18 protein-coding genes are annotated in these 20,937 nt (G+C 42.5%); 6 read left to right on the top strand and 12 right to left on the bottom strand.

What is annotated here, in order from left to right; translation table 11 throughout:
• Positions 1-16: 16 nt before the first annotated feature.
• The 7 genes from AC59JO_RS10410 to AC59JO_RS10380 form a co-directional block, all read right to left on the bottom strand.
• On the bottom strand, positions 17-1,285 hold the full coding sequence (locus AC59JO_RS10410; protein ID WP_497305180.1) for a quinol:cytochrome C oxidoreductase: 1,269 nt from the start codon (positions 1,283-1,285) through the stop codon (positions 17-19).
• 13 nt (positions 1,286-1,298) lie between these two features.
• Positions 1,299-1,883, bottom strand: a complete 585-nt coding sequence (locus tag AC59JO_RS10405) for a c-type cytochrome (RefSeq protein WP_413666150.1) — start codon at positions 1,881-1,883, stop codon at positions 1,299-1,301.
• A complete protein-coding gene (locus AC59JO_RS10400) occupies positions 1,867-2,403 on the bottom strand; it encodes a DUF3341 domain-containing protein (RefSeq protein WP_091213026.1) in 537 nt (178 codons plus the stop codon). Before AC59JO_RS10400 ends, AC59JO_RS10405 begins: the two co-directional genes overlap by 17 nt.
• Positions 2,404-2,408: 5 nt before the next feature.
• Complete coding sequence (gene nrfD / locus AC59JO_RS10395) at positions 2,409-3,881, bottom strand: NrfD/PsrC family molybdoenzyme membrane anchor subunit (protein ID WP_091165019.1); 1,473 nt, start codon at positions 3,879-3,881, stop codon at positions 2,409-2,411.
• Positions 3,882-3,907: 26 nt separating this feature from the next.
• Entirely contained in the window at positions 3,908-6,970 is a 3,063-nt protein-coding gene (locus AC59JO_RS10390; protein WP_497305177.1) for a TAT-variant-translocated molybdopterin oxidoreductase, read from the bottom strand.
• Positions 6,971-7,006: 36 nt separating this feature from the next.
• Entirely contained in the window at positions 7,007-8,287 is a 1,281-nt protein-coding gene (locus tag AC59JO_RS10385) for a c-type cytochrome (RefSeq protein ID WP_497305175.1), read from the bottom strand.
• A gap of 252 nt (positions 8,288-8,539) precedes the next feature.
• Positions 8,540-9,520: a deoxyhypusine synthase family protein gene (locus AC59JO_RS10380; protein WP_090530168.1), complete on the bottom strand. Its 981-nt coding sequence runs from the start codon at positions 9,518-9,520 to the stop codon at positions 8,540-8,542.
• A gap of 207 nt (positions 9,521-9,727) precedes the next feature.
• Here AC59JO_RS10380 and AC59JO_RS10375 point away from each other — a divergent pair, with 207 nt between their 5' ends.
• Positions 9,728-10,855 carry a BamA/TamA family outer membrane protein gene (locus tag AC59JO_RS10375; protein WP_497305173.1) on the top strand — a complete coding sequence of 376 codons (1,128 nt, stop codon included), beginning with the start codon at positions 9,728-9,730 and terminating at the stop codon, positions 10,853-10,855.
• A 102-nt stretch (positions 10,856-10,957) separates the two neighbouring features.
• Here AC59JO_RS10375 and AC59JO_RS10370 read toward each other — a convergent pair whose 3' ends face one another.
• Positions 10,958-11,557 (bottom strand): hypothetical protein, encoded by a 600-nt coding sequence (locus AC59JO_RS10370; RefSeq protein WP_497305171.1) that lies wholly within the window; start codon positions 11,555-11,557, stop codon positions 10,958-10,960.
• A gap of 44 nt (positions 11,558-11,601) precedes the next feature.
• Between AC59JO_RS10370 and AC59JO_RS10365 the strand changes: the two genes are divergently transcribed.
• From AC59JO_RS10365 to AC59JO_RS10350, 4 genes are all read left to right on the top strand, one after another.
• Complete coding sequence (locus AC59JO_RS10365; RefSeq protein WP_497305169.1) at positions 11,602-12,477, top strand: transglutaminase family protein; 876 nt, start codon at positions 11,602-11,604, stop codon at positions 12,475-12,477.
• A 160-nt stretch (positions 12,478-12,637) separates the two neighbouring features.
• Entirely contained in the window at positions 12,638-14,167 is a 1,530-nt protein-coding gene (locus tag AC59JO_RS10360; RefSeq protein WP_497305167.1) for a sensor histidine kinase, read from the top strand.
• A gap of 3 nt (positions 14,168-14,170) precedes the next feature.
• A complete protein-coding gene (locus AC59JO_RS10355) occupies positions 14,171-14,848 on the top strand; it encodes a LytR/AlgR family response regulator transcription factor (RefSeq protein ID WP_497305165.1) in 678 nt (225 codons plus the stop codon).
• A gap of 112 nt (positions 14,849-14,960) precedes the next feature.
• On the top strand, positions 14,961-15,338 hold the full coding sequence (locus AC59JO_RS10350) for a nuclear transport factor 2 family protein (RefSeq protein ID WP_413666142.1): 378 nt from the start codon (positions 14,961-14,963) through the stop codon (positions 15,336-15,338).
• A gap of 284 nt (positions 15,339-15,622) precedes the next feature.
• Here AC59JO_RS10350 and AC59JO_RS10345 read toward each other — a convergent pair whose 3' ends face one another.
• From AC59JO_RS10345 to AC59JO_RS10330, 4 genes are all read right to left on the bottom strand, one after another.
• Positions 15,623-16,051, bottom strand: a complete 429-nt coding sequence (locus tag AC59JO_RS10345) for a hypothetical protein (RefSeq protein WP_413666141.1) — start codon at positions 16,049-16,051, stop codon at positions 15,623-15,625.
• Between the two features lie 101 nt (positions 16,052-16,152).
• Positions 16,153-17,067 carry an alpha/beta hydrolase gene (locus AC59JO_RS10340; protein ID WP_497305162.1) on the bottom strand — a complete coding sequence of 305 codons (915 nt, stop codon included), beginning with the start codon at positions 17,065-17,067 and terminating at the stop codon, positions 16,153-16,155.
• Positions 17,068-17,293: 226 nt separating this feature from the next.
• A protein-coding gene (gene prfB, locus AC59JO_RS10335; RefSeq protein ID WP_497305160.1) for a peptide chain release factor 2 occupies positions 17,294-18,386 on the bottom strand; the annotation gives its coding sequence in 2 pieces (ribosomal slippage) (positions 17,294-18,325 and positions 18,327-18,386; 1,092 coding nt in all).
• A gap of 101 nt (positions 18,387-18,487) precedes the next feature.
• Positions 18,488-18,925 carry a hypothetical protein gene (locus AC59JO_RS10330; RefSeq protein WP_413666138.1) on the bottom strand — a complete coding sequence of 146 codons (438 nt, stop codon included), beginning with the start codon at positions 18,923-18,925 and terminating at the stop codon, positions 18,488-18,490.
• A 253-nt stretch (positions 18,926-19,178) separates the two neighbouring features.
• On the opposite strand from AC59JO_RS10330, the gene pgi reads away from it, so the two are divergent.
• Positions 19,179-20,825, top strand: coding sequence for a glucose-6-phosphate isomerase (pgi, locus tag AC59JO_RS10325; RefSeq protein ID WP_413666137.1), 1,647 nt, complete (start codon positions 19,179-19,181; stop codon positions 20,823-20,825).
• Positions 20,826-20,937 lie beyond the last annotated feature (112 nt).

The following is a 20,937-nucleotide window of genomic DNA, read 5'->3' as shown; positions in this document are numbered from 1 at the left end:
GCAAATGTAATAATTATTATATGTGATGATGAAGGCTTTCCTGTAAGAACGGGTGTTTTTTAGGAACCAGCGATTTGAACTTGGTTAAAGCTGTCATCGCGGTGAAGGTGAATAAACCTCCGAAGCCTAAGAACACGCCTATCTCAATCGGGCCAATCTCAGTTAACCATGATGAAGTTGGACCAACTGTACCAGGCATAATCATCATAAAGTAATCTAACCAGTGACCAACAATCAGGATGATACACATAATCTCAACTGTACGATAGATACGTTTAGAATCACGTGACATCAACACCAATAAAGGAGTAAGGAAGTTGATAACGATATTGATCCAGAACCACGGTTTAAATTCAGGCTCCCAGCGTTTAAAGAAGTAAACAGTTTCTTCAGGCATGTTAGCGTAGTAGATCAGCAAGAATTGAGCAAACCATACGTAAGTCCAGAAGATAGAGAAACCGAAGATAAATTTGGTTAAGCTGTGCATGTGGTCTTCTGAAACCCATTCAAAGTAACCAATACGTTTTAACCTGATCAGCGTAAGTGTAATAACAGATAATCCGCTTACCCACATTGCTGCGAAGTTGTACCAGCCAAACATGGTTGAGAACCATTCCGCCTCTAATGACATGATGGTATCGAAAGCGTATATAGGCGTAGTGAAACCAAAGATCACCAGGAACAAACATGACATGTTAAAGCTCTTTTTATAGTAGAACATGCCACCCAACTCATCCTCAGCCTCAGAGTATTTAGCCAATAATCGACCGAATATGCAATATGAACCAAGGAAGCAGATCAAACGGATCACAAATCCAACTTTGTTCATGTAACCTGATTTACCAGCGATAATAGCGTTGTAATTTTCGCTATGAGGATCAGTAACGCCAACAGCAGCCCAAATCTTATATAAGTAAGGAGCAACAACCTGCTTACCTTCTTCGTTGGTTACTGTATGTGTTAATGAAAACCCGGCGATAACAACAATAATTAGAGAAATTGCAGCAATAGGTAAAACTTTACCAAAAGCCTGCGGAATTCTGATCATCGATGCAGACCAGCCAGCCTGCGCTGCATACTGTACGGCGCAAAAGAAAATACCGCACATACAAACCGCAGCAAAGTAATAGGTCATTAGCAACAGGTTGGCAAACGTACGCTCGGTATAACCAAGCGCAAAGCCACCAAGTATGGCAACCAAACCAATCACGATGCATATCAAGCTCCATGTTTTGGCTTTGCCGACAAATTCGTATTGCCCGTCAAAATTATTATGAGTCTTCATTAATATCTTTTTCTTATAAGGTTTGTAAATGGTGAACATACATGATCACTTTCCAGCGTTCTTCGGGAGCAAGCTGAGAAGCGTATGAACCCATAGCATTTACACCGTAAGTAATGGTATGATAAATTTTACCGTCTGTAAGGTCTTTCATGTTACCACCGCGTGATGACTGGCCTTTTGAATACGATGGAGGCGCCGGATAACCGTGCTGAACCACCAATCCGTCACCCTGACCGTTAACACCATGGCAAGGAGAGCAGAAATGCTCAAATAAAATCTTACCGTCGGCGTAGTTAGCCTGGGTTTGTGCCAGTACTGATTTAACCTCAACGCTGGCTAATTCATAACCTTCTTTGGTATTTGGATAATCAAATTTGGTAAAGCCAACCGGGATAGTTCCCGCAGGTGGTACCTGTGCAGTTTTACCATCTTTAAAATTGTTATTTTTTTGATCCGGATCGTATGCCAAATGCTCGTACATATTAGGTGCATACTCCCAGCCGGTACTTCTTTTATCCTTGCACGATGTAAAAACTATCGAAGCAGCGATAATAGTAACAATTGTTCCTAATATTTTAATTTTATTCATAGCTAACATATTTTCTGTCGTTATGCTTAACTTCTGTAGCGCCCGCTTCTTTTAGTAAATTAGTTATATCGTCGTGAGGAATGCTTCCTTTAGCGTTAATTGCAATTACAAACTTATCGTCAGTTGCACGCAGGTCCATTACCCTTGGCGCACGGCCCGGGAACAGGTGACTTGCAAAGAAGAAGGTAAATGTCATACCAAACGAGGTCCACAATACCGTCCACTCAAATGTAACCGGGATAAAATCCGGAATAGCGAAAAAGTTTTTACCACCGATGTTGATAGGCCAGTCATGAACCAGCATATAATAAACCATGCTGAACATAATGGTGCCACCTAAACAACCGAACATAAATGCTGCATAACCAAGACGCGAATCTTTGATGTTTAATTTAGCCTCAATACCGTGGATAGGCATAGGTGTATAAACGTCATAAATAGGTACGCTGTTCTTTTGCAGCTTATCAATCCCGTGCATCATATCATCGGGATCATCAAAAACGCCTAATATATATTTAGTGCTACTCATTAGTATTATGCTTTTAAGTATTCAGACTGTTCAACACTATCAAATTTCTCCAGCGAAGCGATATAAAACTCTGCTTCGGCAGGTACAACATGGCCTTCGTCCATAAGTTTTTTCTTAGCCTGCTCGCTTGAGCTTTTCAGCAGTAATTTCACCTCGGCCATAGCCACTGAAGGTAACACCCTGATGAACAGCAGGAACATAGTAAAGAATACACCAATTGAACCGATGAACACGCTCACGTCAACCCAGGTTGGATAGAACATAGCCCAGCTTGAAGGTATAAAGTCGCGGTGCAGTGAGGTAACGATAATTACAAAACGTTCAAACCACATACCGATGTTAACCACGATTGATAATACCCATGACAGCGGAATGTTGGTACGGATCTTTTTGAACCAGAACAGCTGTGGGGTAATTACGTTACAGGTCATCATGCTCCAGTAAGCCCACCAGTACGGACCGGCAATACGGTTTGCGAAAGCATATTGCTCGTACTCGTTTTGCGAGTAGAAAGCGATGAACAATTCCGTTAAATAAGCTACACCTACTATCGAACCTGTTAACATGATGATCTTGTTCATCGATTCGATATGGAACATGGTGATATAGTTTTCCAGGCCTAAAACCTTACGTGCAATAAGCAACAGGGTTTGTACCATGGCGAAACCTGAGAAGATCGCACCAGCAACGAAGTATGGAGGGAAGATGGTAGTGTGCCATCCCGGTTCCAATGAGGTTGCAAAGTCCATTGATACGATGGTGTGTACCGAAAGTACCAGTGGGGTTGAAACGCCCGCCAGGATCAATGATACTGTTTCAAAACGCTGCCAGGTTTTTACTGAACCTGTCCAGCCGAATGAAAGTACCGAATAGATACGGCGGCGGATACCTTGAGCACGGTCACGGATGGTAGCGATATCAGGCAATAAACCTGTGTACCAGAATACCAATGAAACCGAGAAGTATGTTGAGATCGCAAATACGTCCCAGATAAGCGGTGAGTTCCAGTTTACCCATAACGAACCGTATTGGTTTGGTAGCGGTAAGGAATAAACAGCCATCCATGGACGGCCCATGTGAGCGGCGATATAAGTAGCCGCACAAATTACCGCAAAGATGGTCATCGCCTCGGCCGAGCGGTTAATGGAGTTACGCCAGTTTTGACGGAAGAGTAACAATACGGCAGAGATTAGCGTACCGGCGTGACCGATACCTACCCACCATACGAAACCGGTAATGTCCCAGGCCCATCCTACTGTTTTGTTCAGGCCCCACTCACCTAAACCGAACCAGAAAGTCCAGCTGATCGCGAAAACCCAAAGTGAGGCGCCAAGCGAAGCCACACTAAAACCGATCCACCAGGCTTTACCCGGCATATTTTCTACAGGGCGTAATACATCATTCGTAATTTTTGCATACGTGATGTCCTTACCCGTAATTAACGGTTCCCTTATTATTGATTCACTATGAGATGCCATATATCTTAATCTCTGTATATAAAAATTTATGCCTGAGCTTCAGTTTCTATTATATTTCTAACTTTTGTCTGGTAACCAATACCTGGCTGTACGTTAAGTTCTTCAAGCACGTAGTAAGTTCTTTCACTTGCAAGTGCTTTTGAAACTTCAGAGTTAGGATCATTTCTGTTACCGAACACGATAGCGTTGGCAGAACATGTTTGCTGACAAGCCATTTTGATTTCGCCATCTTTAAGCGGGCGCTTTTCAATTTTAGCTTTCAGTTTACCAGCCTGGATACGTTGGATACACATTGAACATTTTTCCATAACACCACGGAAACGTGTAACCACATCCGGGTTAAGTACTAATTGTGTATGCTCACCTTGCAGGTAGTTGTCAAAACGTGCATCGTTCCAGTAGTTGAACCAGTTAAAACGACGTACTTTGAACGGACAGTTGTTAGCGCAATAACGGGTACCTACGCAACGGTTGTAAGCCATGTGGTTTAAACCTTCAGACGAGTGAACGGTAGCTAATACCGGGCACACAGTTTCGCAAGGTGCGTGGTCACAGTGCTGGCAAAGCATTGGCTGATGCACAACCGATACATTGTCAAAGTTTTCAAGCTTATCAATTTCCTTTTCTTTGGTAACTGCTTCTTCGCTGTTGCCGTGGTCATTGTAGCTATAGTAACGGTCGATACGGATCCAGTGCATTTCACGACGACGTGAAACTTCATCTTTACCTACAACCGGAATGTTATTTTCTGCAGAACATGCAACCACACAGGCACCGCAACCGGTACATGCGTTTAGGTCAATAGCCATTACCCAATCATAAACAGGGCGATCATGATTATCCCAAAGTGATTCAGCATTGTAATCTTTACGACCATGCTCGTTACCGCTGCCTGCTGCAGGATTCTTTTTGTACTCAACAAAAGTGGCCTCGCGAATCACGCTCCTACCTTCGTATGAGTGGTGGGTTTGTGTTTGCGCAAGCGGCGATTTGTAACCGGCCGATTTGAATGATGCTACAGCAGCAGTTTGGAAAGTACCATTGCTTAAGCTAAAGAATGGGAAGGCATTTTTACCAACATTATTACCAACCGGACCAGCATTTGTACGGCCGTAACCAACAGCAACTGATAAGGTGCCTTGTGTTTGACCTGGCTGAGCCAATACCGGCAACTCAACTGAGTAACCATTAGCTTCAATTTTGATCACGTCACCTTCTTCCAGTTTCAATTTCTTCATATCAGAAATTGACATGGCAGCAAAGTTATCCCAGGTAACTTTTGAAACCGGATCAGGAAGCTCCTGTAACCATGGGTTGTTGGCACGTTTACCATCACCTATAGCCTGGCTTACATAAAGTTGTAATTCAAATTTGTCGCCATCTGCGGCAACAGCTTTGCTCTGGGTTAATATTTTTTGTGTTACACCGGCAAGGTCAAGGCTAAAGCTGTAAGCGCCTGCTGTTGCAGGAGCAGCTATCACCATACCTGTTTGCAACAAGGTTTCCCATCCTTTTTGGCCAGATAAGCCACCTTTTGCTAACAAACCTGAATCCCAGGTTTTGCGTACATAAGTGTAGTAATCTTTTATTGGGTTTTCCATCCAAACCAGTAAGCTGTGCTCGGCCTGGCGGGTGTTATAAACCGGGTTAATTGTCGGCTGAACCACAGTGTAGTAGCCTTCAACAGCGTTAGCATCACCCCAAGTCTCTAAATAGTGGTGGTTTGGAGCATTAACTGTAGCCAATAAAGCTGTTTCGTCGTCATGATCAGCAAATGATACTGTTAAACGAACGTTTTTAAGCGCCGCTTTAAATTCATCATTTTTATAGTAATCGTAAGCAGGGTTAGCATTCAGGAAGAATACAGCACCAACATCACCGCGTTTTACTTCGTTTACAAACTCAACAAATGCAGCGTCGTTACCAGCGTATTGTTTTGAAGGGTTATCCAAATCAATAGTAGTACCGTAGCTATCTAATAGGGAGTTGATAGCATTTACCAATACTTGTGTAGCAACATCGTTTGAGCCCGAAACAACCAATGCTTTACCCTTAGCAGCAACTAATTCTTTAGCGGCTAACTGAATAGCAGTATCAACTTTTTTGCTGCCGGTTGCTTTTGAACCAGGTAAAGTAGTACCTGATATTGCGTTGTAAAGGTTTATTAGTGCAACACCAATTTCCGAAGGTTTGGTTGTGATACGGGCATCGGCGTTGGTACCGGTCATGCTCATACCAGTTTCAAACTGAATGTGGCGCGACATTTTTTTGTTTGCCAGCGATTTGCTGTTACGGTTTGAAACGTACTGGCGGGTAAACTCTTCGCCAGAGATCCATGTACCTAAGAAATCAGCACCGAAACTTACGATTACATCGGCTTTATCAAAGTTGTAGTGAGGCAATACTGCTTTACCAAAACTGTTTTGATTTGCCTGGATGATACCGGTGTATGAAACCGCATCATAATTGATATGTTTTGTAGTAGGGTATTTAGCGATGAACTCGGCAATAACTGCTAAGGTTGAAGGGCTGTATACAGTTGAAGTAACCAAACGGATACCTTTACCTGCTGCAGCAACAGCTGCAAGCTCTTTCATTACATAAGCGTCAACCTCGGCCCAGCCAGCTTCGCTACCTTTTAATTTAGGGTCTTTTAAACGGTTAACATCATACAGGTCAAGTACCGAAGCCTGGGCCTGAGCACTTAAACCGCCTTTTGAAAACACGTCGTTAGGGTTACCTTCAACTTTGATAGGGCGGCCTTCGCGGGTTTTAACCAGGATAGCCTGGCCTTCATAGGTTGAAGAGTAGTAGTTAGCCACACCCGGCGTAACCTCTTCAGGTTTAATCAGGTATGGAATTGATTTATGCACCGGCACTTTCTGACAAGCCGCCAATGTAACTGCACCAACACCAAAGCCAAGCGCCTTTAAAAAGTCGCGACGTGGGGTTTTAGCTGATAAACCAGATCCGCTAAGCACTTCCTCGATAGGAATTGGCTCTGCAAATTCGTTTTTATTTTTCTCAACAAATTCTGGTGTTCTGTTTAGTTCTTCTAAACCTTTCCAGTATTTTTTATTGCTGTCCATTTAAGCTATATAAACTGTAATGCTAAATTCTTTTTATTAATAGTGACACTTACCGCACTCGATACCACCTAACACGGCGGCTGTAACTTTCTCACCTTTCTTGATCTTATCGTGTGCAGCCAGGATGCTGTCATAGTAAGCATTGCCTTTACCGTTAACTTCGGTACGTTTGTGGCACTGGATACACCATTTCATGGTAAGCGGAGAGTATTGGTAAACCTCTTTCATTTCCTGTACCGGACCATGGCACTGCTGACATTTAATACCACCAACTTTTACGTGTTGTGAGTGGTTAAAGTAAGCTAAGTCAGGCAGGTTGTGGATACGCACCCATTGAATTGGTTTAGCCGCAGTACTGTCATACTTCTGCGTTTTCGGATCGTAGCCCAAAGCGTCATAGATCTTATGTATCTCTTCCGACTCGGTTTTAACAACCTTGTGGCAGTTCATACACACGTTTAATGAAGGAATAGAAGCATTTTTTGACTTGTATGCACCTGAGTGACAGTACTGGCAATCAATTTTCATGATACCGGCGTGTAACTCGTGCGAATATTTAATTGGCTGTACCGGCTGATAACCCTGGTGCACGTTAGTGTTCCACAAAGAAACCCAACCCCAGCTGCACATAGCAATAGTACCGCTAACCAGTATAAAGAATACCAGCTTTTTGTTTTTAAGAATCTTGGTGATAAATTCCTTTTTACGATCAACAGCTACAGCACCTTCAGCAGTAACAACTTCGTCCTCAATAATAAGGTCTTTGTTTTTAAGCAGGATCCGCTCTAAAGAACCTACTACCCTGTTTAATACCAGGATAACGATAAAGGCGATAACGATAATACCGATCAAACCGAAAACAACCACTTCGCTTGGGCCGCTTTCAACTTTGGCACCCGGAGCAGCAGCACCGGCAGCTGGTTTTGCCTGATCTTCTTTCCAGGTATTGCGCACATAGGTTATGATATTACCTACATCGGCATCGCTAAGGTCAGCGAATACGGTCATGCCCGACTGGTTATACTCATTATAAATTTTGAGTGCCTTAGGGTTTTTAGCAGCAATCAGCGCCTGGTTATTCTGGATCCACTGGATAAGATATTTATCATCAGTTTCCTGAGTAAGTTGCGGGCCTAATGCCGGACCAATTAAGCGGCTTTCGATTTTGTGACAGGTAGTACATTTTGATTTGAAAATGGCCTCGCCTTTAGCAGCGTCAGTTTGCGCGTACGCAGCAGATAAACTCCAAAAAGCAAACCCGGCAATCAGTAAAACCGACCTTGAGAATTGTTTAAGAATCAATGAGAAACTTCTCATACAGTGTATTTATGCTAAATAATTTTTATATTAATGATTGAAACTGTTGTAAGATGTATGTTTCATCGGATAATTACAGGCACAAAAGTATAATTTTATACACTATCGGTGACACATAAATGACACCAACCTATAATTTATAATCGTTCTAAATAGACAAAAAACTGCGTTTAAACGCTGCTAAATGCATATTAATGTCATTTGACATTTTTTGGGAATAATTACAATCCAACTTTAATTATAAAATTTTATCTATTGTTTTAGTAACCAGGCAAAAATAAGCGGTGCAACAATGGTTGCGTCACTCTCTACTATAAACTTCGGTGTATGGATGTCGAGCTTGCCCCAGGTTATTTTTTCGTTAGGAACAGCTCCAGAATATGAACCATATGACGTAGTTGAATCAGAGATCTGGCAGAAGTAGCTCCAGAAAGGTACATCATGCATCTCCATATCCTGGTAAAGCATAGGCACAACGCATATCGGGAAGTCGCCTGCTATACCACCACCAATCTGGAAAAAGCCTATGCCTTTGCCCGATGAGTTTTTAGTATACCAGTCGGCCAGCCATGCCATGTATTCGATACCGCTTTTCATGGTTGATGCTTTAAGCTCGCCTTTAATTACGTATGAAGCAAAGATGTTTCCCATGGTCGAATCTTCCCATCCCGGTACAACGATCGGCAGGTTCTTTTCGGCAGCAGCCAGCATCCATGAGTTTTTAGGATCAATTTCATAGTATTGCTCCAACTCGCCGCTTAACAAAATTTTGTACATGTACTCATGTGGAAAATAGCGCTCGCCGCTGTCATCAGCATCTTTCCAGATTTTGTGGATATGTTTTTGCAAACGGCGGAAAGCTTCTTCTTCCGGGATGCAGGTATCGGTAACACGGTTATAGTGATTTTCAAGCAGATCCCACTCTTCCTGAGGGCTCAGGTCGCGATAGTTAGGTACCCTTTTGTAGTGTGAGTGTGCCACGAGGTTCATGATATCCTCTTCAAGGTTGGCGCCTGTACATGAAATAATAGCAATTTTATCCTGGCGGATCATCTCGGCCAGCGAAATACCCAGCTCAGCAGTACTCATGGCACCAGCTAAGGTTACCATCATTTTACCGCCTTCTTCAAGGTGTGTTTCATAGCCTTTAGCTGCATCCATTAATGCCGCGGCGTTAAAGTGCAGATAATTTCTTTCAATAAACTGCGAAATAGGTCCTCTTGTAGTGCTCATAATATTTCAATAAAATTTCAGCCGCAAAAGTAGACATTTTAGTTAAATTGAATTTTAAATGGAACTTTATCTTTTTATAACCATTTCGTATTTAAATTTAGCGCTCCCACCTCCCCTATCCATCTTCATATTGTCATCATAATTTTAAAATACCCCTCACAGAACCTTATACAACAAAATGGGTTATATTAGCCATTACAAACATCTATGAAGAAACTTGCCATATTAATACTGTTCTGTGCCCTTTCAACCAGTGCCTTTTCACAAATATCCCGGGCTATAAAGCGCATGTATTTTGATAAAGATACTACACGCAAAAGTAGTTTTGTTATATTACCGGTATTAAGCTCAGCTCCCGAAACCGGGCTTGAGGTTGGCGGTGCAGGCCTCCTTTCTTTTTATACCGATACTTCAAAACTTAATACCCGCGTATCCAATGTTTTTGGTTACGCCACTATAACAACTAAAGGTCAAAGCCGGTTAAGCCTTACTACCAGCTACTGGACACCCGGGAACGACTATCACCTCACTGCCGGCGTCAGTTACATTAATTTCCCTTTCGATTTTTATGGCATCGGCAACAATACATTAAAGGCCAACTCCGACAGGATTGGTCAAAAACGGTTCAAGGTAAATTTTACTGCTGAAAAAAAGATCTCCAATAACCTGTATGCCGGCATAATAGGCGGTGCCTGGGATTACAAATTCAATGACGACGATAAAACAGGTATCTTTTATACTGATCCGCGTGTTGAAAACCGCAGCGGCGGACCAAGTGTTTATATAGGCCCTACCATTATATTTGACAACCGGAACAACAACACTTATACCACCAAAGGGCTTATTGTAAACGCCTACTTCCAGGCCATACATGGCATCTTTGGTAACAATGATTATAAAGGCGGTTTCTTTAATATCGAATACTCCCAGTTTTTTTTACTGGCACCTAAATGGGTATTGGGCCTCGACGTACAGGAGCAAAGTTTAACCGGCAGCACCTCGCCATTTTATTTACTGCCCGATCTGGGAAGCGACGAGTTAATGCGAGGCTATTACAACGGCCGTTTCCGCGACAGGAATATGTTAGCCGGGCAGGCCGAGCTGCGTTACCGGTTAAGTAACCGTATAGGTTTTGCAGGCTTCGTAGGCGGAGGCGAAGTTTTTAAAAACAGCTTCAGCGCATCCGAACTAAAACCCAATTATGGCGGCGGCGTCCGTTACTTTTTTGATGTAGAAAAAGGACTTGCCGTACGTATTGACTATGGTGTTGGCCAGAAGATCCCTAACGAAAAAAGATTAACCGGCTTTTATATTGGGTTGGGGCAGTCGTTTTGATTTTGAGTTCATGGTTGATGGTTCATAGTTCATGCATAATATCGTATCATAGATGAATTTAGTGGCTTCGGCTATGAACCCTGATCTATGAACCATAAGCTATCAATACCTCACCCTGAAATCTTCCCTGCTCATCCCCGGTTTAAAAAATACCATGCCGATATAAAACAGATCAATAGTTACCCTAACCTGTTGATTCAATTTAAGCTGCTCCCATGATTGTTTGGTGGATGCATTGCGATGGATGTTTGTAAATATGATAACGGTATTATCATGAATGAATGGCATAATCTCTGCCGCATAATTGGCACGGCTCTGTTTCAAGGCATCCGCCAGGATCATATCAGCCGGGCAAATGCCTTGTGCAGCTAATGTTATACTTTGAACTTCTGGATTAGCTTGTTTGATAACAAGTTCACTGATGTAATCCTCTGCATCAGCTAATAATATCGTTTGGGGATTAAAGTAAACAGCAAACCGATAAAGTAAACGGTAAAATTTTAACGGCAGCGTATTTATCATGCCCTTGTCAGAATGTTGCTTTCTGATGGTTTCTTCAATCTCACGATACACTTTTTGGCCGTGATAATCGTAAATAACCGTATCAATCAGCTTGTAAACAAATGGAGAGTGTATGCCGTGCCTGTTGTTGGCCCCCAAACGGTGCCGCAGATAATTAAGCCCATACCTTATATTATACATTGCTGTAAAAATAAAAAAGGTTTAGTATTTTAGCATTACAGCGTATGATAAATCCAACTGAAGTAAATTCATTGATCCGCTTGCTGGATGATCCTGACGGCGAGATATATGAACATGTGTATAGCAAATTGTTTTCATATGGTGCCGAAGCTATCAGCTATCTTGAGTCGGCGTTCGAGCAGGCTTTTGACCCTATCCTTCAGGAACGCATTGCCAACCTGGTTCATGAAATTCAGTTCAACAACCTTAAAAACGACCTGAAACTCTGGAACCAAAGCGGTGCCTTCGACCTTTTGCAGGGCATCCTCATCATTAACCGCTACCAGTACCCCGATCTTGACGAACAAAAGGTAATTAACCAGATAGAAGCAATCAAACGTGATATCTGGATCCAGATGATGAACGAGGCCAGTCCAAAAGAGCAAATTAAGCTGATCAACCATGTATTTTACAATATCTATGGTTTTAGCGGCAACACGGCCAATCATCTCGATCCTCAAAACAGCTACCTGAGCCAGGTGCTCGAAACCAAAAAAGGCAACCAGATTTCGTTAGCCATCATTTATTCTATCATAGCGCAAAAACTGGATATACCGGTGTATGGTGTGAACCTTCCACAGCACTTTATACTCGCCTACCTTGACGAAAGCATGCAAAGCGAATTTGAAAGCGGGATCCTGTTTTATATCAACGCCTTTAATAAAGGTTTCCTGTTTGGCAGACGCGATGTGGATATGTTCCTGAAACAGCTTAACCTTAAATTCGATAAACAGTTTTACGAGCCATGCTCTAATACCGATATTATTAAGCGCGTGCTCCGCAACCTCATCAGCGCCTATGAAAACCTGGGCTCGGCCGAGAAGGTGCGGGAGCTGAACGAGCTGCTACAAATCATGGATTACGCCCCCCCCGCCCCCTGAAGGGGGTGCTTTTTATTTGCATGGTTTCATCTTTCGTTCCTGCCATTGTTCCCCCTTTAGGGGGTTAGGGGGCTCTTCATCACACCGATCCTGTATTTCATCCCATTTATTTATTCAGTAGTATTGTGCATTATACCTTGCGGGCATAATTCAAAACACTATGAACGATCTGCTAAAAAAGAACCTGAACCTTGGCAAAATTGAATTTTGGGCCGCAACCACTATTTACGCTTTTGCCGTTTTACTGTTGCTAACCAAAGTTGCCGACAGTAATTACAAAGAAATATGGACCCCATACAGGTACATGTTCAACAACTACCACCTGCATTACTCCTATTCTAAATATTACTTTTTCCCGGAAGTATTTAGATATACGGGCTATTATGGCGGCTTTTTAATTTGGAACTTCGTAATCGTTCCTGCCCTGGCCGAAAAAAGACGAATTGCCTGGAACATCATTTTAGGCTTGGCCCTGCTTGTTGCTCTTTGGGGTTTATTCGGCATAACCGATACATGGCTAAAGGGCTACCTTTTTTACCACAAATCTGCCGATTATGTGTATAATCTGGTTTTTAAAACAAATGTGTTGTATGCTTTATGGGTGATGATGATGCTTACTTTTTACAGCATGATCAAGTATTCGGCAAATTTCCTGTTAAGTAATGTAGATAAAATACAAGCCAAATACAGGGTGCTTACCCATGATTGTATTATCGCGATTGTAATTTGTATGATCATTGCCTTTATGATGGCACTTGCGGATTTCCCGGTTGAATTGATCACTACTTTCGTGATTATAGCACCGGCGGCCATCGGCGTTTATGCCCTGTCTTTCTATAGTTTAATCCCACAAACGCTGGCCAGAAATCGTGGCATCTTTAACTACCTGTTCAAAATTGCAGGTATTATGTTGTTGATCAGCATCCCAATAGGTATTTTAACAAGTTTGATATTTGAATCATCGGAGCCGACATTTATTATTGGCGGCTTTAATTGCGGTATACAACTACTTATTACGGGCCCCTTTGCCTGGATTGTTTACAAACGCAAGCTGGCCGGCAACCAGGAAATTACCTATCTTAAAACCGCCCTTGGCCGCTCCACCGCCGATCTGGATTTTCTTCGCTCACAAATTAATCCGCATTTCCTATTTAATGCGTTGAATACATTATATGGCACTGCCCTGCAGGAAGATGCCGAACGTACCGCCGAAGGTGTACAGCGCCTGGGTGATATGATGCGCTTCATGTTGCAGGAAAACATGCAGGAAAAAATATTGCTGGTACGCGAGATCGATTACCTGAATAATTACATCGCCCTGCAAAAGCTCCGCACCCAAACCTCACCGGATATTAGTATCGTGCTGCAAATTGAAGATCATGTGAATGCCCTGCAAATTGCACCGATGCTGCTTATCCCTTTTATTGAAAACGCCTTTAAACATGGCATCAGCCTGCGCGAACCATCGCATATCAACATCAGCCTGCAGACCAAAGAGAATACGCTTTACTTTGATGTGCACAACAGCATTCACCCTAAAGTTGTTAACGATACCGAAAAATATAACAACGGTGTAGGGCTGGAGAACGTTAAACAGCGGCTGGCGCTTTTATATCCCAACAAACATGAACTGGTGATCCGCGAAAGCGCCAAAGATTTTTTCATACATTTAACTATCCAACTGCAATAAGCTTTGATTACTGCCATAGCCATTGATGACGAACCTATAGCACTTGATGTGATCCGCTCGCACGCTGCCAAGGTACCCTTCCTTGATCTGAAGGCCGAATTTACCGATGCCTTTAAGGCGATGGACTACCTGCAGCGTGAGCCGGTCGATCTGCTGTTCCTGGATATTAAGATGCCCGACATTTCGGGCATCGACCTGTTAACGTGCCTCAACAAAAAACCGCTAGTAATATTTACCACCGCCTATACCGAACATGCCGTTACCAGTTTTGAGCTCGACGCGGTTGATTATCTGTTGAAACCCTTCGCCCTTACGCGGTTCATCAAAGCCTGCAATAAAGCCTATGAACTTTACAACTTCAGGAACACCACCGATGTTAAGGATTATATCTTCCTGAAAACCGGCTATGACCAGGTACGCGTTAATTTTGATGAAATCTATCACCTGGAAGCCACAGGCAATTATGTCAATTTTGTGTTGAAGGATAGCAAGGTAGTTACCCGAATGACCATTACCGAAGTTGAAGCCTTGCTTCCGGCTGAGAAATTTATCAGGATCCACCGGTCGTTTATTGCTGCCGTAAGTAAAATTGATAAGATAGAGCGCCACCAGGTAACCATCAATGGCTTTATGTTGCCTGTAGGTGGCGCTTATATTCAGAATTTGGGGATGATCAAATAGATTATTCAGATTGTTGTCCCCCTTTTGGCACTTCTGTAAAACTATGCAGACTTACGAAGTTTTAAAAACTTCGTAAGTCTTAAATCTATCCGATAATCGTTAACTTTAATATATGCAGCACCGCGAACTTATCATCAGCAATTATGTAAAGACCTATAACAACTTTGATGTTATAGGCATGATTAAAAATCTTGCACCATCCGTTAAATTCCAGAATATATCCAATGGTGACGTAAATATGGAACTTGATGGTATCGAAGCATTCAGAAATCAGGCCGAACAAGCTGTAAAGCTTTTTGAGCGCCGCGAGCAAATTATCCGGTCATTTAAGCATACCGGCAACAAAACCGAAATAGCTATTGACTATAACGCTATTTTAGCCATTGATCTACCAAATGGCTTAAAAAAAGGCGATGAGCTAAACCTGAAAGGACATTCTATTTTTACTTTTGATGAGGAAAAGATTATTGGGATAATGGATATTAGTTGATTCTCAATTGGAATTAAAGAACCTATACTTTTCACTACATTATTATAAGTTATTGATTATTAGATATATTTTAAGGTTGAATTTTATAACATGGGCGTTGCCTGCGGCCCGGGCTTTTCGTTACAAGTCCTCACTTTGCCAGCGCACAAAACCGGCGCAAGCTTTGGGCTTTTCACTGCAATCCCTCCGCGGCCCCCGCACAATATCTCTAAAACATATTTTGCACGTCATCTTGTTTTTTTCCAGAGCTTCCCTTGTGTTTCCTCGCAATGACGTTTTTTAATCTACTCCACCACCAGCTTTTTCAACGTAATCCCGATAGTTGCTGTTTTCCTTTTAGCTGCCGGGCCATAGCTGAAAGCGATCTTATACATCTTTTTTGATTTGATCCAGTTAACAAACTTGGGATCGCATACCGGGTTCAGTTTATAAGCATATTGCTGGGGCTGGGGTTTAACTTCAGCTACCGCTATATAAATAGAACCCGGCGTTTTGCAATCTGCCGGAGCATCAGCGTCTCCCTGCTGATCGGCGACAAGGTACACCGCAATATTCAGCGTTTTATGATCGGTATATACATAACGCTTTTGCAGGTTATTTAAAACGTAAGTAAGATCCTGATCGGATACGCTTTTGTATTTGATGGATTGGGCGATAACGTTAAAGCAGGCACCGGTAATGAGCAACACTGCCAACAGCATTCTTTTCAACATAAAATGATCATTAAGGTCGAACTTCTCAAAAAAAGACTGTCTACCTCAACAATAAAATTGGCTTACTGTTTTACAGCAGAAAAAAAATCGCTCCTGTGGAATTATTTCCCGCTCAAAAAGCCATTTTCTTCCAGCCATGAAGCACCCCATTCAAACCATTTGCCTTTATTTTTAGAGTTGTTCATCCCGAAGCCATGGCCACCTTCCTGGAAAAGGTGCATTTCGGCCTTCACTTTATTTTTTAAAAGCGCATCGTAAAACAACAGACTGTTTTGCACAGGTACTACGGTATCATCTTCGGCATGCACTAAAAATGTTGGCGGGGTGTTTGCAGTCACTTGTTTCTCGTTCGAATACAGATCTAACTGCTCTGCTGACGGGCTCTTACCTATCAGGTTTTCCCTCGAGCCAACGTGGGCATACTCTCCAAAAGAAATTACAGGATAAATCAGCATCATAAAATCAGGGCGTACGCTGATATTTTCTTTATCCTCAATAACCGGTTTATCAAAATGCGTACCCTCAGTTGAAGCCAGGTGACCGCCGGCCGAAAAACCTATAATACCTATTTTAGACGGATTGATATTCCACTCAGCAGCATTTTTGCGCACGGTGTATACAGCCATTTGCGCATCCTGCAATGGACCGATAGATTTATCAGCCATGATATCATCGCTTGGCAAGCGGTACTTTAACACAAAAGCGGTTACTCCAATCTGCGCAAAAGCCTGGGCTACGGCTTTGCCTTCATGATCTGAAGCCAGCCCGGAATATCCGCCGCCAGGGCAAACAACAATTGCTGCGCCATTAGCCTTGCCTTTCTCTGGCAAATAAGGCGTTAACGTTGGCTCTGTAACCAAAGTAATCCAGCTCCTGTTGTCTGTTTTTTCAACATAGGCTGCCGGGGATTTTTTTGAATTAGGAACACCTTTGGGATAAAGCGGCATAGGTTTTTCCTGTGCAAAGGAAGCAAAAGCTATAACTGTCAACACAAAGGCAGATAAGATAGTTTTCATATTGTTAAAGGGCAAATTGGATGTGTCTAAAATACAATTAATATGCTGAAAACAAAAAACGGAGTATCATTTCTGATAACTCCGTTTTTATATCATTCACAGCGGGCTGCCCCCTTTTTACGTTGTCATCCTGAGGAACGAAGTATCTTCTTCGCCCTGCAAATTAGCTATGCTTGGTGAAGAAGATGTTTCGCTATCGCTCAACATGACAAGTGTTTTTTATTCCTTAACTCTTCGGGCCGCCAAATTCCATCAGGTAAGCTTTCAGGAAATCGTTAAGGTCACCGTCAAGCACTGCTGCCGCGTTTGAAGTTTCATGATCGGTACGCAGGTCTTTCACCAGTTTATACGGATGTAAAACGTAGTTGCGGATCTGTGAGCCCCACTCTATTTTCTTTTTGTTACCTTCAATGGCATTGGTCAGTTCCATACGTTTGCGCATCTCAATTTCATATAATTGCGATTTCAGCAAGCGGATGGCGTTATCCTTATTTTGTAACTGCGAACGTGATTCCTGGTTTTTGATGATAATGCCCGATGGTTTGTGATATAAACGCACTGCAGTCTCTACCTTATTCACGTTCTGCCCACCGGCACCGCCCGAACGGAAGGTTTCAAACTCGATATCGGCAGGGTTTACTTCAATTTCAATGGTATCATCAACCAGCGGGTATACGTATACCGAAGCAAACGAAGTATGGCGTTTGGCGTTGGCATCAAACGGAGATACACGCACCAAACGGTGTACACCATTTTCACCTTTTAAATAGCCATAAGCAAATTCGCCTTCCAATTGCAGCGTAACGGTTTTTACCCCGGCTACGTCGCCCTCCTGGTAGTCCTGTTCGGTTACTTTGTAGCCATTCTTTTCACCCCACATAATATACATACGCATGAGCATACCGGCCCAGTCGCAGCTTTCGGTACCACCTGCACCGGCTGTGATCTGAAGTACGGCATTCAGCTGATCTTCTTCGGCCGAAAGCATGTTTTTAAATTCAAGCTCTTCAACAGCCTTTAAAGCCGCATTATATTGTTCCTGCATTTCGGCCTCAGTAGCGTCACCTCCCTGGTAAAATTCAAAAAGCACACCGGCGTCATCAACAACCGATACCACTTTCTGAAAAGCATCTGTCCATACTTTTTTTACTTTGATAGATGCCAGTACCTTTTCGGCCTCTTTAGGGTGATCCCAAAAATGCGGACCAATGGTTATTTCCTGTTCCTCTTGTAGTAGTTCCAGCTTCTTATCGATGTCAAAGATGCCTCCTCAGGGAAGTTACTCTATCCCTTAAATCCTGAACTTGTTCTTTAGTCATGCGGCAAATATATGTAATTTGAAAAATTGCTATAAATAAAAAAGGCCTGCAAATTGTTTAACAATCAGCAGGCCCGTTCATCAGGCAGATGTAATAATATATTAAGCAACCATCAGGTTGTTCACAAGCGGGTTCAGATCTGTACGGTTACCGTTTAGTTTAGTTAACATAGTGCCCAGGGCAAATTCTTTGGCCTCACCACTTTTGGTTTCTTTAACCAGCTCATTCATTACGGCAGGGATCAAAGCCTTGGCAACAGCCAAAGCATGGGCCGGATCGATGCTGTAAAATATGTTAAGCTTGCTGGCAAAACTGTAAGTTATGCTTGATACTAATGAATTGTTGTACTTACCCGAAAACTGAAAATACTTTATAAGCTCTTTCACCTTGCCACTTTCAAGCTGGCCTTTCAATACTTCAATGATAGAACTTGAAGCTTCATTGATCACTGCATCATGATGTTTAGCAGGAATCACCGGGTTGTTGATAACAGCCGTCCCGGCGTTATCTTTTACAAGCAAAAACAGTTTTTCAAACATAGTAATACGTGCTTTTAAAGTAAATTTACAAATTGATGATAAATACCTTATTTGATTACCATCGAAACAAATATATCAAATAAAAATTTAAAACTTCAAAATATATTTGTAATTCTTTTGTAATTCTCATAATTTTTAGGTGTAAAGTAAACACTATGCCGCCTGTGTTTAATTAACACTAAGACAGACTATTATTTTATTTAACAATCACCTTTCAATTAACTTTTTACTTTTGTTAAAAAATAACACAATTATGCTGCCAACTACCGATTTTACAACAACCCAGGCCTACAAATATCTTACAGATCATTACATTGATATTGTATCAAAAAGTTTGAAGGAAATGTTTGATGCTGACGACCAGCGCTTTAATAAATTCTCGATCCAGTTTGAGGATATCCTGCTCGATTATTCAAAGAATCGTATTGATGACGAAACCATCGCTTTATTGATACAGCTGGCCAAAGAATGTTCACTAAAAGAGGCGATAGACGCCATGTACTCGGGCGAAAAAATTAACGTTACAGAAGGCCGGCCGGTACTGCACATAGCATTACGTAACCGCAGCAACACCCCTATTTATGTTGATGGTAAAGATGTTATGCCTGATGTAAATAAAGTGCTTGACCAGATGAAAGCCTTCAGCGAAGCCATTATCTCGGGCGAGTGGAAAGGCTATACCGGCAAAGCTATTACTGATGTAGTTAATATCGGCATCGGTGGTTCTGACCTGGGCCCGGTAATGGTTACAGAAGCATTAAAAGCGTACAAAAATCATTTGAACCTCCACTTTGTAAGTAATGTGGACGGTACTCATATAGTTGAAACCCTGAAAGCGGTTGATCCGGAAACCACCCTTTTCCTGGTGGCTTCAAAAACCTTCACTACACAGGAGACCATGGGCAACGCGCACAGCGCCCGCGACTGGTTCCTGGCCAGCGGTGCTACCGAAGCTGATGTTGCTAAACACTTTGCAGCCCTTTCAACCAATGCCGCAGCTGTTGAAAAATTTGGTATCGATACTAAAAACATGTTTGAATTTTGGGATTGGGTTGGTGGCCGTTACTCTTTATGGAGCGCGATTGGTTTATCAATTGCCCTGAGCATTGGCTTTGAAAACTTTGCCGACCTGCTTGCCGGTGCACATGCTACCGACAACCATTTTAAATCTGCCGAGTTTGATCAAAACATCCCGGTTATTATGGGCTTGATCGGTATCTGGTATAACAATTTCTTTGAGGCCGAAACCAATGTTATTTTGCCTTACGATCAATACCTGCACCGTTTCTCGGCTTATTTCCAGCAAGGTGATATGGAAAGTAACGGTAAACATGTTGACCGCAATGGTAAAGATGTTGACTACTCAACAGGCCCGATCATTTGGGGCGAACCAGGCACAAACGGTCAGCATGCATTTTACCAATTGATTCACCAGGGTACTAAACTGATCCCTGCCGACTTCATCGCTCCGGCACAGTCACACAATCCGCTGGGCGAGCATCACAATATGTTGCTTTCAAACTTCTTTGCTCAAACCGAAGCTTTAATGAACGGTAAAACCGAAGAGGTGGTTATTGAAGAGCTAAAAGCAGCCGGAAAATCAGACGAAGAGATTGCTAAAATTGCTCCATTTAAAGTGTTTGAAGGTAACCGTCCAACAAACTCATTCCTGATTAAAAAGATCACCCCATATACTTTAGGCGCACTGATAGCTGCGTATGAGCACAAGATCTTTACCCAGGGCATTATCTGGAACATTTACAGCTTTGACCAATGGGGCGTTGAGCTTGGCAAGCAACTTGCCGGCAAGATCCTTCCTGAGTTAAAAGATAACGCTGAGATCAGCAGCCATGATTCATCAACCAATGGCTTGATCAATCAGTATAAAGCGTGGAGGTAAGCGCCCCCCAGCCCCCTAAAGGGGGAGTTTTATAATTTTAAACAAGAAACGCCCAGATTTTCCGGGCGTTTCTTGTTTAAAACACTTCCGCGGGCTTTCAGCCCGTGGTTAA

This window comes from Mucilaginibacter sp. A5337, assembly GCF_059690695.1.
This window is presented reverse-complemented; position numbering and strand designations above follow the sequence as displayed.